The 13,666-nt window shown below is 43.9% G+C and carries 14 protein-coding genes, 1 tRNA gene and 2 pseudogenes; 6 read left to right on the forward strand and 11 right to left on the reverse strand.

Features of this window, described 5'->3' with window-relative positions:
- Positions 1–1,466: adenosylcobalamin-dependent ribonucleoside-diphosphate reductase (locus HZC12_07740; protein MBI5026600.1), on the reverse strand; the 1,466-nt coding region annotated here is incomplete at its 3' end.
- 455 nt (positions 1,467–1,921) lie between these two features.
- Here HZC12_07740 and HZC12_07745 point away from each other — a divergent pair.
- From HZC12_07745 to HZC12_07755, 3 genes are all read left to right on the forward strand, one after another.
- Positions 1,922–2,191, forward strand: coding sequence for a GIY-YIG nuclease family protein (locus tag HZC12_07745; protein ID MBI5026601.1), 270 nt, complete (start codon positions 1,922–1,924; stop codon positions 2,189–2,191).
- Positions 2,182–2,257, forward strand: a tRNA-Ala gene (locus tag HZC12_07750). The genes HZC12_07745 and HZC12_07750 overlap by 10 nt, the downstream gene beginning before the upstream one ends.
- Before the next feature lie 73 nt (positions 2,258–2,330).
- Positions 2,331–2,858, forward strand: coding sequence for a hypothetical protein (locus tag HZC12_07755; GenBank protein MBI5026602.1), 528 nt, complete (start codon positions 2,331–2,333; stop codon positions 2,856–2,858).
- A gap of 11 nt (positions 2,859–2,869) precedes the next feature.
- Here the strand turns inward: HZC12_07755 and HZC12_07760 are convergent, their stop codons facing one another.
- Both HZC12_07760 and HZC12_07765 read right to left on the reverse strand, forming a co-directional pair.
- Positions 2,870–3,610 carry a tRNA1(Val) (adenine(37)-N6)-methyltransferase gene (locus HZC12_07760; GenBank protein MBI5026603.1) on the reverse strand — a complete coding sequence of 247 codons (741 nt, stop codon included), beginning with the start codon at positions 3,608–3,610 and terminating at the stop codon, positions 2,870–2,872.
- On the reverse strand, positions 3,585–4,622 hold the full coding sequence (locus HZC12_07765) for an HAD-IA family hydrolase (GenBank protein ID MBI5026604.1): 1,038 nt from the start codon (positions 4,620–4,622) through the stop codon (positions 3,585–3,587). Before HZC12_07765 ends, HZC12_07760 begins: the two co-directional genes overlap by 26 nt.
- Positions 4,623–4,947: 325 nt before the next feature.
- Here HZC12_07765 and HZC12_07770 point away from each other — a divergent pair, with 325 nt between their 5' ends.
- Positions 4,948–5,187, forward strand: coding sequence for a DUF559 domain-containing protein (locus HZC12_07770; protein MBI5026605.1), 240 nt, complete (start codon positions 4,948–4,950; stop codon positions 5,185–5,187).
- A gap of 65 nt (positions 5,188–5,252) precedes the next feature.
- On the opposite strand, the gene HZC12_07775 is transcribed toward HZC12_07770, so the two are convergent.
- The 5 genes from HZC12_07775 to HZC12_07795 form a co-directional block, all read right to left on the reverse strand.
- On the reverse strand, positions 5,253–6,545 hold the full coding sequence (locus tag HZC12_07775; protein ID MBI5026606.1) for a B12-binding domain-containing radical SAM protein: 1,293 nt from the start codon (positions 6,543–6,545) through the stop codon (positions 5,253–5,255).
- Positions 6,511–7,758, reverse strand: coding sequence for a radical SAM protein (locus HZC12_07780; GenBank protein MBI5026607.1), 1,248 nt, complete (start codon positions 7,756–7,758; stop codon positions 6,511–6,513). Before HZC12_07780 ends, HZC12_07775 begins: the two co-directional genes overlap by 35 nt.
- 35 nt (positions 7,759–7,793) lie before the next feature.
- The gene (locus HZC12_07785) at positions 7,794–8,891 is read right to left on the reverse strand and encodes a radical SAM protein (protein MBI5026608.1); all 1,098 of its coding nucleotides are present in this window, start codon (positions 8,889–8,891) and stop codon (positions 7,794–7,796) included.
- Positions 8,884–9,132, reverse strand: a complete 249-nt coding sequence (locus tag HZC12_07790; GenBank protein ID MBI5026609.1) for a hypothetical protein — start codon at positions 9,130–9,132, stop codon at positions 8,884–8,886. The genes HZC12_07785 and HZC12_07790 overlap by 8 nt, the downstream gene beginning before the upstream one ends.
- Positions 9,133–9,241: 109 nt before the next feature.
- Entirely contained in the window at positions 9,242–9,562 is a 321-nt protein-coding gene (locus tag HZC12_07795; protein ID MBI5026610.1) for a divalent-cation tolerance protein CutA, read from the reverse strand.
- Positions 9,563–9,706: 144 nt separating this feature from the next.
- On the opposite strand from HZC12_07795, the gene HZC12_07800 reads away from it, so the two are divergent.
- Entirely contained in the window at positions 9,707–9,871 is a 165-nt protein-coding gene (locus HZC12_07800) for a hypothetical protein (protein ID MBI5026611.1), read from the forward strand.
- Between the two features lie 3 nt (positions 9,872–9,874).
- Positions 9,875–10,297, forward strand: a pseudogene (locus HZC12_07805) (thioredoxin domain-containing protein).
- Positions 10,298–10,302: 5 nt separating this feature from the next.
- Here HZC12_07805 and HZC12_07810 read toward each other — a convergent pair.
- The 3 genes and pseudogenes from HZC12_07810 to HZC12_07820 all read right to left on the reverse strand — a co-directional run bounded on the left by HZC12_07810 (position 10,303) and on the right by HZC12_07820 (position 12,974).
- On the reverse strand, positions 10,303–11,460 hold the full coding sequence (locus HZC12_07810) for an anhydro-N-acetylmuramic acid kinase (GenBank protein ID MBI5026612.1): 1,158 nt from the start codon (positions 11,458–11,460) through the stop codon (positions 10,303–10,305).
- A 173-nt stretch (positions 11,461–11,633) separates the two neighbouring features.
- Positions 11,634–12,290, reverse strand: a pseudogene (locus HZC12_07815) (SurA N-terminal domain-containing protein).
- Between the two features lie 309 nt (positions 12,291–12,599).
- Positions 12,600–12,974 carry a hypothetical protein gene (locus tag HZC12_07820; protein MBI5026613.1) on the reverse strand — a complete coding sequence of 125 codons (375 nt, stop codon included), beginning with the start codon at positions 12,972–12,974 and terminating at the stop codon, positions 12,600–12,602.
- Positions 12,975–13,666: the final 692 nt, after the last annotated feature.

Genomic DNA, 13,666 nt, shown 5'->3' on the forward strand with positions numbered 1-13,666 from the left:
CACTCCATGAGCTGTCTGGACCAAAAGTCCCTTTTCTTGGCAACCTCCTCGAAATGGGGATTCACCTCAATGAGCTTTGTACCCTCCATCACAGTCCTTACATAGGAGACTGCAAAAAGTGGCTCTATGCCTGAGGAGCAGCCTGCTATTATCGAAAGTGTGCCTGTTGGTGCTATGGTTGTGACAGTTGCATTTCTCAGACGGAGCTTTCCGTCATAGATGCTTCCGCTGTAGTTTGGAAAGGCCCCACGCTCCTCAGCGAGGGCTGCTGATGCAGCTTTACCTTCTCTTTGTATAAAACTCATAACCTCCGCTGCGAGTTTTATTGCATCATCTGAATTATAGGGGGTTCCGAGTTGTATAAGCATATCCGCCCATCCCATAACTCCAAGGCCAATCTTCCTGTTTGCCTTTGTCATCTCCTCTATCTTTTTAAGAGGGTATTTGTTTACATCTATGACATTGTCGAGGAAATGGACAGACTTCCAGGTAATGTCCCTGAGTTTATCCCAGTCTATTTCCTGACCGCTGACCGCTGACTGCTGACTGCTGACTGGTTTCACCATCTTTGCCAGATTTATAGAGCCGAGATTGCAGCTCTCGTATGGCAAAAGGGGCTGCTCTCCGCAGGGGTTAGTGCTTTCTATTTCTCCAATTTTCGGTGTGGGGTTACTGTGGTTAACCCTGTCAAGAAACACAATACCAGGTTCACCATTTCTCCATGCGTGATTGACTATGAGATCAAAGGCCTCTTTTGCCCTGAGCTTATTAATAACCTGCTTTGTTCTCGGGTTTATAAGTTCATACTCCCTGCCTTCTGATAGGGCCTTCATAAACTCTTCGGTCAGGCCCACGGATATATTAAAATTATTGAGTTTTGTATTTTCATCTTTGCAGGTGATGAAGCTCAGAATGTCTGGATGGCTAACCCTGAGCAGCCCCATGTTAGCGCCACGCCTTGTCCCACCCTGTTTTACTGCCTCGGTTGCTGTATCAAAGACTGTCATGAAGGATATAGGCCCGGATGAGATGCCTTTTGTAGAGCCGACAACATCTCCATTTGGTCTTAACTTTGAAAAACTGAACCCCGTGCCTCCACCTGACTTATGTATCATGGCTGCGTTCTTTACCGCATCAAAGATGGACTCCATAGAGTCCTCCACTGGCAAGACAAAACAGGCAGAGAGCTGACCGAGCCGCCGACCTGCATTCATAAGGGTGGGGCTATTTGGAAGAAAAAATAAGGAAGTCATAATCGAATAAAATTCATCTTCACGCCTTGATACCTCTACAGTGGATTTCCCATAATTGAGGTCAGCAGATGCAACAGTCCTTGCTATTCTCCTGAAAAGCTCCTCTGGTGTCTCAACAACCTTGCCCTCCTCATTTTTCTTGAGATACCTTTTCTCAAGAACCTTTAATGCATTGCCTGTAAGATTAGAACCAGAAACTTTTAAAGACTCCATAATCCCCCCTTTTTTTAAAATGATTTATTAAAAATTTGCTCCTGATGTTTTTTATATTCGAAGTTCATTTATCCCCTATTTAGAACTTTTGCAAATTTAACCACAATATATTGTAGCTGTCAAGGAAAAAATTTGATTTTTTGAAGTCGTTGATTTTTAAAATGTTTTGCAGTGGAAAGCAGGTGGAAGAAATGTGGATTATTCCGGAATCCCTTGATACGGCATGACACTACAAGAAAATGTAAAGAAGTGTTAGGGACAGGAGATTAGGTAGGAAGGGCTGGTGAAAAATTTTTATAGACGCCTTGATAAATGAGAAGTAGTGCGTTGAGTTTCTTGACATGGTTTTAAAATAGATGTTATTCTTTCTAATCTTCTGGGGCTGTAGCTCAGTTGGGAGAGCGTCCCGATTGCATCGGGAAGGTCAGAAAAGGTCAGAAGTTGACAAAACAATCATGTATTATATGTATATAATCAGAAGCAAGAAAGATAGTTCATTCTATATAGGACAGTGTCAAAATCTTTCACAACGATTATTAAAACATAACAATGGATATACAAATTCAACAAAAGCAAAGAAACCCTGGGATTTGGTATATCATGAAGAGTATCAAACTCGAAGCGAAGCCGTAAGAAGAGAAAGAGAGATAAAAAAGCAAAAAAGCCATAAATATATAGAGGAATTGATCTTTAAGTTTTCAAAACCTAATATCATGGGGCTGTAGCTCAGTTGGGAGAGCGCTTGAATGGCATTCAAGAGGTCAGGGGTTCGATCCCCCTCAGCTCCACCATTGGGAGAGCGGTCGCATCGACAGGTCGTCCCGATTGCATCGGGATCAGCTCCACCATCTTAAGGAGAAGCCAATGATGGCAAGATTGCTTATCGTAGCGGCTACCCTGGCGCTCGGCGCCTGCGCCTTTTCCGTCCCGCCGCAGAGCCGCGAGGAGTTCCGTGCCACTGTTTTGCGTGGTGAAGGGCCGTGGCGGGTCGAAAGCTTCGTCGTAGACCGGAGCTTCGAACAGGTCGTGGACCATCTCAGCAGAAAAACCGACAAGTGCTTCAACGTGGTTGTCACAAAGCATGTCATGACAGGGATGAGCATGTCGTCCGGCTACACTAAGTACAATTCATTCATCCGGGTCGTCCGCAACGATCAAGCCGAGCTCACCGTGCAGAAGATTGACGCGCCTCGAACCATTGGCCCGACCATGCCCGAGGGCGGGTTTTACCTGATGGGTGCCGATATATCTGCCGTCTCGCCCGGCAAGACCCGCATCGAGCTGTATCGGCCGACCATTCACATTCCTGGAGTCGGTGGATTCGGTGGCATGGGGGATGCCGTCCATGACTGGTCCCGCGGCAAGGACACAGCCTGCCCCAAGCTTCCCTGATTTCTTATCATCTATTCTCCGTAAATCCGCTTCATTTCAGCAGTATATTCAACCCCTTTTTCATAAATATAAAAGGCCGGTTCAACTTTAAGCCATGGCCCTGCGCCTTTTACAGCCTCGATAAGAACCATCCTGGCCTCCGCGCCATGCCTTGAATGGATATATCTCATCCTCTTTGGCTCAAGCTGTGCTTTCTGTAAAAGCCCTATAAGCTCTATAAGCCTGAAGGGATGATAGATTATAAAAAATTTGCCGCTATTTTTAAGGAGATATGAAGCCACGCTTATAAGCTCACTGAGGTTAATCTTTAATTCGTGTCTTGCTACTGCCCTTTCCTCTGCAGGGCTCAGAAGGCCTGTAGCTGGCTTTCTGAAAGGAGGGTTTGAGAATGCAATATCGAACTCTCCAGAAGAAAACGTTTCAGGAAGACGCTTTATGTCTTCCCTGACAATCTCGATCCTGTTTTCAAGGCCATTGAGGCTGACATTCCTTTTTGCAAGTCCGGCCAGAGTTTTTTGAATTTCAACTGCAGTGATATTTATATCCTTGAACCTCTTTGCGAGGAGAATGGATATAATTCCCGAACCTGCGCCTAATTCTATGCCTTTATTAAAACGCTTGAGCGTTATAAAGTCCTCAAGCAGAAGGGCATCAACACTGAAACGGTAACCTTTCCTGCGCTGAAAAATTTTTACATCCCTGATGCTGTCGAGGGTCTCATCCTGTCTAAAAGAAATCGCCGCCTCTCTCAATTATAAAATCATGCACCTTTGAAAAGATATTAAACCACAGATTATCAGCACCCTCCACAATCGCAGCCCCTATCAGGAAATCCGAAGCCCCTTGCTCACTGATGCAATATCTGACCTTTGCCCTGAAGGCTATCTCCCTGTCAAGGGACTTTGGCGCCGAGATTACACAATCAATGGTGGAATCAATTTCAGCAGCAACAGGGCTTTTCACCTTGATTCCTTTACGGCTGAAATCAAGCAGCACTGTAGGCATAAAATCACGGAGTCCGATCCTGGTCTTCAGTGATATATACTTCTGATAAATTTCAGGGACCGCATATCTCGGCTCCCTGCGGCTGTCCTGAATATTTACCTCCGCTGATATTTCTCTGCTGTTTAACTTTTGTAACAGTGTCAGCAGGTAACTCATATTATCGATCATGTAATCTGCACCAGCAAGAAACTCCTTCCCCCTGTAGCCATAAGTCACTGCCACTGTCTTTATACCTGCTTTTTTCCCTGCCTCTATATCAAGGTTGCTATCACCTGCAATCAGGGCTTCATCCTTATCAATGCCGAGGTCCCCAAGGATCTTGATAATTGGAGCAGGAGAAGGCTTTTTCTCCGGCACGCTGTCGCTACCAAGGATTATATCAAAAAAATCTGCAAGGCCAAGACCATCGAGGACTGCTTTAGACAGGGCCTCCCTCTTATTGGAAATAACAGCCTTTCTGTAATCCCCGAGTTTTGAGAGGGTCTCTTTTACCCCTGGATATGCCCTTGTATTATCGAGGAGATGGGCTGAATATTGCTCAAGAAACCTTTTTACTATTTCATCCCTCATCCCGGATTTTTCTTCAGGGATAAGGCCTTCTATGAGTTTTGTTATGCCAGAGCCCACCTTTTCCTTTATCTCTGCAGTGCTGAAGGGGCCGATGTTAAGAGGCGCCACTGCATAATTCAGGGCATCTGTTATGTCCTGAATTGAATCCACAAGTGTGCCATCAAGGTCAAAGATAAGTAATTTAATCATTGAAGATCGAGCGCCTTTAAAAAATTATAACATACCACTCTTGTCCAAAATAAATTTTCTTGGACAGCATATGGCAATGTAGAAAGGGGAGCATAATAAGTGCCGTGCGTAAGTTGTCATTCCCCGACTCGATCGGGGAATCCAGTATTTAGGGAATTTTCTCCTGCGGGTTCAAGTTTGTTGAACCCGAACATTTTGTGACTCAACTGTAATTTCCTTACTGATGGCATAATGTGATTTATTTTGGCTCTTTCTCATATTGAGTGTGTAGAATTTTCCCTCTCCCCTTGTGGGAGAGGGTTATGGTGAGGGGTAAAATAAAAGGATGAACACTAATCTTGGTGGAATTACTAAGCGCCTGCGAAAGAGGCCAACAGACGCAGAAGGAAAGTTATGGAAACGATTGAGAGACAGGCAATTGGAGGCTCTTAAATTCACACGACAACAGCCAATGGGACATTATGTATTATATTTCGTCTGCTATGAAAGAGGCATAGTAATTGAAATAGACGGTGGCCAACATGCAATGCAAAAAGAGAAAGATGAAGAAAGGGAGAGGGGATAAAAGAAACAGATTTACCCACTTGAAATGAGAAAGAACCAAAAAAACTTTCCCATCGACAAAACAATTTATTGACAAACAATGGCTTGTCGGCTGAGGGTAGCTCTTGCAAGTAAACCTCTTATGCTACCTTGTTCAGAGGCAACCTGTAGGCGATTGCGAACAGTTCTGTGCTGGCGAAATTTTTTTGTCAGCAGATATGCATCTCTTATATCAGCAGGGGCTGCATCATATTTGCCTTTTTTTGAAAGCAGGGGGATGCCAGGAAGTGGCAGAAAGGGCAGGAAGTGAGCAGAATCAACTCCGATCTCAATTGCCAGATCCAAAGCACGCTGTCTCATCTCTATTTTTTCTCCGGGTATACCGATAATAAATGATGCTATCGAGAAAATACCATAATCTCTCATAAGGCTGAATGCTTTTTTGTAAGACTCTATCGATATAGGTTTATTTATTATTTTTGACATCTCAGGTTCAAGGGTTTCCACCCCTACCGAAATCCGAAGAATGCGTGCTGATGCCATCATTGGAATTAACTCAGGATATGAAATAAGATCATCTGCCCTTGCCGATGCCATAATAAATGCTGGAAGAGCGATTCTTTTTAATTTTTTACAAATTTCAATCACCCGGTGGGGACTGGCAGCAAAATTATCATCGGCAAAATGAATAATCCATGCATTATATTCATTGACAAGTCGTTTTACCTCAGCTACCACACGGTCTGGAGAATATGGTCTCCAGACCTGTCCATAAAATCGGGTGGTTTCACAAAAACCGCAGTTGTGGGGACAGCCACGGCTTGTTTCCATAAGATGAACTCCATTTGATGGAAATGGCATCAGATCGCGAGCAGGAGGATGTAAGGAATCGAGAGGACGTATCAATTGCTGTTTAGAGCCTACAACTATTTTCTTTCCATTTAGGCAAGCTATCCCGGGAGTTCCCGGATGGATTCCATCTGATAAAATCCGTTGCAGCGTTAATTCGCCCTCACCAATAACAACCGCATGAACGCCTGCCTTAAGAAGATGAGTATATGCCATAGATGCTCCATGACCGCCGGCAATAATGAGAGTATCTTTTAAGGCTTGAGAAAATTTACCTTTATCTTTCTTTATACGTTGAATCAGCAATCCTGTTGGTTCAACAGATGTCAGGCCCATAACAGTTATTCCAAGAATATTCGGTTTATGAAAATAAATGGTCTGGATAGCTTCGTCAATTGAAAGATTGGTTGCATCAAATATGGCAACGTCCGCCCGATCACGAATTGCAGCCCCCAACACGCCTAAACTGAATGTGCCGAAGTTGAAATTTGATTTCTCAGGTGGTTTTACTAATAAGACTTTCTTCCTCATATAATCTTGATACCCCGGGCAGAAATGATAATAGACGTTCCGGTTCTCTTTTTCTCAGTTGGCCAACTAACCATATAGCAACTCTCGCATCTGTCAGCGAATATGCACAATGTATATCGAGAGGCTCCCCTTTCCCGGGACCGAACAATTCAGCGCATGAAAAACATGGCCCACCGCAAAGTGGAGCAGCCCAGCAATCACGGCAGGCAATGCGCTCATCATATGGCTTGCCTGCTCCTGAACGAAATTTATAAACCGCTTCATTGTCAAGTCCTGAACGAAGATTCCCCAGAACATAATCTTTAATCCCGATAAAACGGAAGCAGGGATATACCGTCCCATCCTGTCCAACTCCATAAAAAGACCTCCCCGCACCGCAGGGGACGCGAAGATTGTTATAACCCATTACGCGGCAAACCCGTTCTGCAAAGCGGACAAGGACAGGAATCTTTTTCCCCTTTTTTTGCAAAAAACGACGTGCGTATCCTTGAACAAATTCTCTGTACAACTCAATATCAGAAGAATCAGGCAGTATGGACATCTTATGATGTACGACTGGAACCATCTCAATGCGGTTTACTCCCATATTCTCAATTTCATCAAAAACTTTTTGTGGATCAGCGCCTTTGCATAAAACCGCAGTAACACTTAATCTGTCCTGCATCTGTTTTGCCAATTTTTTAATAACCGGTTTGATGCGATTATAAGTTCCACAGTTACCCGGAGTGACTCTCCAGGAATCATGGATAGACCTTGGGCCGTCAAAACTGATCTTGAGATGCCAGCCTGAGGATATTAACCACTCGCTAACTTCATTATCAATAAGAGTCCCATTGGTCGTGATGAAAACTTCAGGGTATCGAGATCGACTATCGGTGCAAATCTTTTTTATTCGCTCATCGGCCATTTTGAGTAAGGGGAAAGCAAGGAGGGGCTCACCGCTTCCAAATCGCAGCGAGGTGTTTCTGGTTATCTTTCCGTGAGGAAAAATAAAATCCAGGGCAGACCCCATCGTTTCTATGTCCATTGGTTGACGTTTGGGCTGGGAGGCATCCTCAGCACAGTAACGACAGGCAAGATTACAACTTCCTGATACATCAAGGGCAAGTGACTGTACGCTCCACGTTCCTTGAGGAAGGAACGGTGGAGAAACATCACCTGGGTTAAAGCCATCAGGCGGATTCCTATCAATATGCCATTCTCTGTGGTTCATCAACGATGTCTCAATCCTTTTTCATAAAACAAAATTCAGACTATGCCTGCCAATGCCAGCAGTGCTTCTGGATTTGATCGGAAATGCTGATAAATTGAGGTTGCTACTTCGCAGTTTTTACGAATAATTTCACATTCTTCATCACCGCAGACAGAATTAATCGCATAACATCCTCCTCCGCAAAGGGGCAAAGCGCTGCAGGAAAGACATTCAGTACGATTGCGGTGACTTTCTCTCCATTTTTCCCCTTTACGGAGCCAGATAGCTGGATCATCGTCAATGTGTCCCAATTCTATTTCGTTTCTGTTAATCAGAACACATGGCAGTACAATACCTTCAGGAGTAATGCCGAATATAGTATAGCCTGCCCCACAAAATGAATAGCGTTTTTCACCCTTTAATAACTGTAATACCCGACTTGAAAAACGATCATCTTTTGGCGTGCGTCCGGCTTTTAAATCGGATATAACGAGCTTACCTATTTCCTCAAGTTCACGTAAATAATTTTGTTTCTCAAAATCGTTCAGTGCATATGGCGTGCCCGTTTGTACCCGTGCGATTTGTGCCTTAACAGCATCTACTGGAAGGTTATATAAATACGTAACGGCTTGCATAAGGCTCCAGCCTGAGCGAACAACGGCAGAACCGCGAACCCAGCAGTGAGTTTTGGAACGAAGACCTTCGAGAAATCGTAAAACACTTGCATGAGTCGGTTTACCATCAGTTGTCCGCCGACATTCATCGTGAATAGTCTCTGGCCCGTCAATACTAAGGATAACCTGAAAACGACCTTTTTCCAGAAGCTCATAAACAGATGAATCCGCTACGACACCATTTGTTGTGACGGCGAAACGGAAACGGCCGGGGCTTTTTTCTCCTGCTCGTTTTACCATTGCCTCAAGTGCAGGAAGATTGTCCAAAGGCTCTCCGCCGTAAAGGTGAAGGCATATTGTCTCAACATGAGTTAAACCACTATCTAATGAATCTACAACCCGAACTGCCAGTTCAGGAGACATCTGTTTACACTTTGCAGATAAACCGTGCTGACGAACAAAGCAGTACGAGCAGTGTAGGTTACACTCCCAGGTAGTAGCTACGAGAATTTCAGATAGATAATGAGATTTATCATGCAATACCGCATGGTCCCCCGTTTGCACAGAGCAGCTCATCAGCTAAAGCTGATATTTGCGCCTCTATACCTTTAACAGCTGCTAAAATCATTTTAATTTCTTTCCGAATCTCAATGGTTATCTTTTTACCAAGAGCTTTTGCCGGATCGCTCATCAGCAATTTTCTGAATGCTGGATCGGTTAAGGCTCGTAGAATGAGCTCCTTTTGGCGTTTTTTAAACGACTGTCTTTTCTTCTCCTCCATGCTTTAACCCTCCTTTTTAGTTTTTGTTAAATTTAAGGGGATTATTTTCAAGAAAACTTCCCCTTTATAATTTAATAGAAACAATACTTATAAAACCTTACTATGTCAATTATTTTTTCTGCGTTACCTCCATGAGCCATTTTAAATAATCTTCTGATCCCTCCACAATTGGCATAGCGATAATCTCAGGGACTGTATAGCTGTGAAGCTCTTTCACCTTCTTTGAAAGGGATGCAAATAGATGCCTTTGTGTTTTAACAACCATCAAGACCTCTGCCTCGTCCTCAATCTTACCCTGCCACCTGTAGATTGACCTGATATTTCTAACAATGTTCACACATCCTGCAAGGTGGGCATCAACAAGGCCACGGGCAATCTTCGCAGCTTCCTCTTCGGAGCCTGCAGTTATAAATACAACTATTTCATCCACTTTTTATAACTCCTCCTCCAGAAAATGCTTTTTTTATAAATCTAAAAAGGCTATAATTAGTTTGCTGTAATCTTAAAAAAAGATTATCAAAAAATCCTGAGAAAGTCACCTATAATTTTTGTGTGACATTGTAAGAGGAGGTTAATGATGAGAAGGGGGAGGAAGGTTTTTGTTTTTTTGCCAGCGCTGATTGCCTTACTTTCATTAAACGTTTGCGCCCAGCAGGGGGATATACCCATTGGCGACTCACCTCAGGTCGGCCCCTCTGATGCAGCAGTCACTATTGTTGAATTTACAGATTATCGCTGACCTTACTGTGCGAGGGTCGGTCAGACTCTCGAAAGCCTTCTCACAGAATACAGAGACAGCGTTCGCCTAATTGTAAAACATATGCCGCTCAAAGGCTCTGAATTAATTTCAATGGCTGCTTTAGAGGCAGCAAGGCAGGGGAAATTCTATGACATGGACAGATTGCTCCGCAAAAACTTCCCACGACACAGCATGAAAGACCTTATTGGTTATGCTCAACAGCTCGGATTGGATATAGAGACATTCAAGGAAAATCTCAACAATGGGACCCATCGTCCTCAGATAGAGACTGATATGGCGCTTGCACAGAGTCTTGGAGTGAGGGGCACTCCCACCTTCTTTATTAATGGCCGCAGAGTTGTTGGATCTCAACCATATGAGGTGTTCAAGAAGGTAATAGATGCGGAGCTGGCAAGGAGACGGTAAGGAAACTAAAGAGTTATTTTCCCGAGAACCACTCTTTTCTCAGCTCCTGTTGCACCGGGTATGTTACCTGCCCTTCCTGAAAGGGTTTCATTTGCAAGGACTGCAAAGCTCAATGCCTCTTTAGCCTGAGAGGGGATTCCATATTTCTCAATCGGATTGATTTCTGTGGGACTCAAAAGCCCGGATAAAAGCTTTACAAGAAATCTGTTTTTGCTCCCGCCGCCGCAGAGGATTATCTCATCGACTTTGAATTTCGGGAATACAAAATCTCTATAGCCCTTCTGTATTGATAAGGCTGTAAAGTTTGTAAGGGTTGCTAATATATTTTCAGGCTCAGCATCTTTATATCTCTCTATAATATTCGCAACCAGCGACTTTCCAAAAGTCTCCCTCCCAGTTGATTTTGGGGGTAATTTTTTAAAATAGGCATGGCCAAGCAGCTCATCAAGCAGTTTGTTTATAACCACTCCTTTTTCTGCCTGCATACCGTCTCTGTCAAAAGAAATTTCCCCCTCAGTGAAAATCCTGACAGCCTCATTTATCAGGCTTACCCCGGGGCCTGTGTCAAAGGCGATTACATCGTCAATCTTATCAGTCACAACAGTGATATTTGCAATTCCTCCTATGTTGTTTACGACCCTGACCTTCCCTTCCTTCCTGAACATTATATAATCAGTCAGGGGGACAAGGGGTGCTCCATGTCCACCTGCTGCCATGTCTCTCGTTCTGAAATCGGATATGACCATTATACCCGTCCTCTCTGCAATTACCGAGGCCTCGCCTATCTGCAGTGTAGAGCCGGCCTTTCCATCCTCTGGAGGTATGTGATAAATCGTCTGGCCGTGAGAGGCAATGGCATCTATGTCCCCTGAGCTTAAGCCTGCCTTTTTAATACAGATAAGGGCTGCCTTTGCGAATACCTCGCCCAGTTCAAAGTTAAGCCGGCATATGTCCTCTGTTGTCCCTGAAAATGCCTTTGATATTTTTGCCCTCAGGGTATCATCAAAGGGATACTGGAAGTGATAAACAAACTTTATCTCTATCTCCTGACCACGGGCTCTTATCTCTGCAATCGTTGCATCAACACCGTCATGCGCTGTGCCTGACATGAGGCCCAAGAGGAGGCGGGAAGTTTTTTTTGAGATCTCAAGAAGGCGCTTCATTTAACCCCAGTACTGCAATTGAACCACAGAGAACACAGAGATAAGAATAACCACTGAGGCACAGAGACACAGAGAATTTTTAAAACATATCTTCACTTTTTATCCCTCAGTGCCTCTGTGTCTCTGTGGTTTATATTATACTTCTCTGTGGTTTTCTAAATGCATTATTCGGATTAAGAAATACGCTTCCTGTCTACTTTTATATCAATCTGCTTCTTTATGCTTTCGATGTAGGCCTTCACGACTATACCCCGCTTTGCTGAAAAAAGGGCCTCGGCTAACGGGCCATTATCCGTTTTCAGTGCATCAAGGATTTTTCTCTCGTCAGGCGACAGCTCTGCCACCTCTCCGATAAGCCTGTGCATCTTAAGGAGAAGCATCTCCCTGCTCTTGGCCTTTTCATACATCTCAGGTGTAAGGCGGTTCAAGCGAAGCGTATTGAGATAAACGTTTCTATCAAAAACTCCATTTTTCTGGAAGGCTGGCTCTGCCATTACTGCCTCGTGCAGCTCGTCCTCTGTGACTTCTATCCCTGCTTTATCGGCAACAATCATGAGCACCCTCTCGTCTATCATCTCATCGAGGACTTTGTCCTTCAAATTAAGCTTCTTTATCTCTTCTTCATTCTTATACATCTGCCTGTAATACGCCTCGACCCTGTCATAAGTCCTCCAGTATTCCTCTGTGGTTATTTTCTCCTTACCTACAACAGCCACAACTTCTTTCGAAGAGTCGTCTATGGTTCCAACCCCCCATAAGACAAAAGAGATGATCACAAGCCAGAGTATGACACTGAAAAATTTAATATGTTTCCGCATTATCTCAAGCATGTAATAATATAGCCTAAAGGCCTTTCAGAGAGCAAGCCTTTGGTAATACCTACAAATAGCGCAGAGATCTCAAGTCCTGGTAGGACAGGCGTCTCGCCTGTCCCTGTGGGTGAAATCTTTAGACAAGCGAGCCGCTTGTCCTACTGAGGTTTACCTAAATAATTTCAATTTCTAAATCGGGATTTGGGACAGGCCGCCTCGATTGACCTGCATTAAAAAAGCGGTTAGAATAAAAAACTACTTGAACTGCCAGGTCCTGTCAGACTCGTCTGATTCGCCGAGGCGAAAAAGAGATAAAATAATCCGTTTTTATAAATCCTGCAGGGTCATTGTCCATATCATTATATTATAGTGGTCTGCTACGGTCTTCAGTCTCTTTAGATACCTCTGGTCTTTATCTGGATTCTCCATGATAAGCACTACTCCAGCTTTACGATTGGTTTTTATACCATAATACAGTGCCTGCCCTATGGATTCTGCCCATTTGTTGCCGAAATCAAATTCTACTGCCACCTCTGGCAGCAGGCAGTCTACACGGGTGCCGTCATCAAGCACATATTCCAATATGCCACCTTGCTTTTCACACCATGCCTTTTGATAGTCTTTTTCCTTATATAAATGTCCTGCCGAAGCGATAGATACAGTGAAAAGGAATAATGCCAAAACGCGTACCAGTTTCTTCATTATCTTCTCTTGGATTTAGAGCCTTTAGTCTTTGGTCTTGAGGGCTTTGAGGAATGTTTTGAAGCCTTTTCAAAAAATAGCACAGAGATGAAGTGCCCCCACTGCGGAATTATTTTCAAGATAGATTCTGAGTGAGACTGTTCACGAGGAGGGGAGCCCCCAGAGGAGGCGGACGGAAAGCCTCCTGAGGGGGTGGAGGTAAGCCCCGATAAATCGGGGCGGGGATAACAAAACTTTCTAAATAAAATTCTCTTCTTTATAACAATAAAAGGAGCAATTCTTATGCCATAAATAGCAAAACAAAACCATTTGAAATAAAACGATTTTTATTGGCCATGACTAACAAAACCTGTCAAATTATTGAACGACTGACAAAATTTGGCAGGAGCAAGCCCATACCTTATTGTAACTGCCGCCGTGCAGAAGCCAGAAGTGCCATAGTTTAGAACTATCGCTCTATTGGACTTTTGAACTTTTGCTCTATTGCACTATTGTCAGCAAGCCTCGTCCAAGCCCCTGTCCCCTATTTTTTTTATTATTTGCCCTCTGAACTTTTGAACTTCGGCTGCATGAAGTCCTTTTACCTTTAAGTACCAGGGGTATTTTATCACATAACGGTTTGGACTTGTGAAAAGGCCCGGGAAGGAGAAGGGAAAGCGAAAAGGGGCTACTTCCGCAACCCCTTGATTCTC

It is taken from the genome of Nitrospirota bacterium (genome assembly GCA_016214385.1).
Lineage (GTDB): Bacteria > Nitrospirota > Thermodesulfovibrionia > UBA6902 > JACROP01 > JACROP01.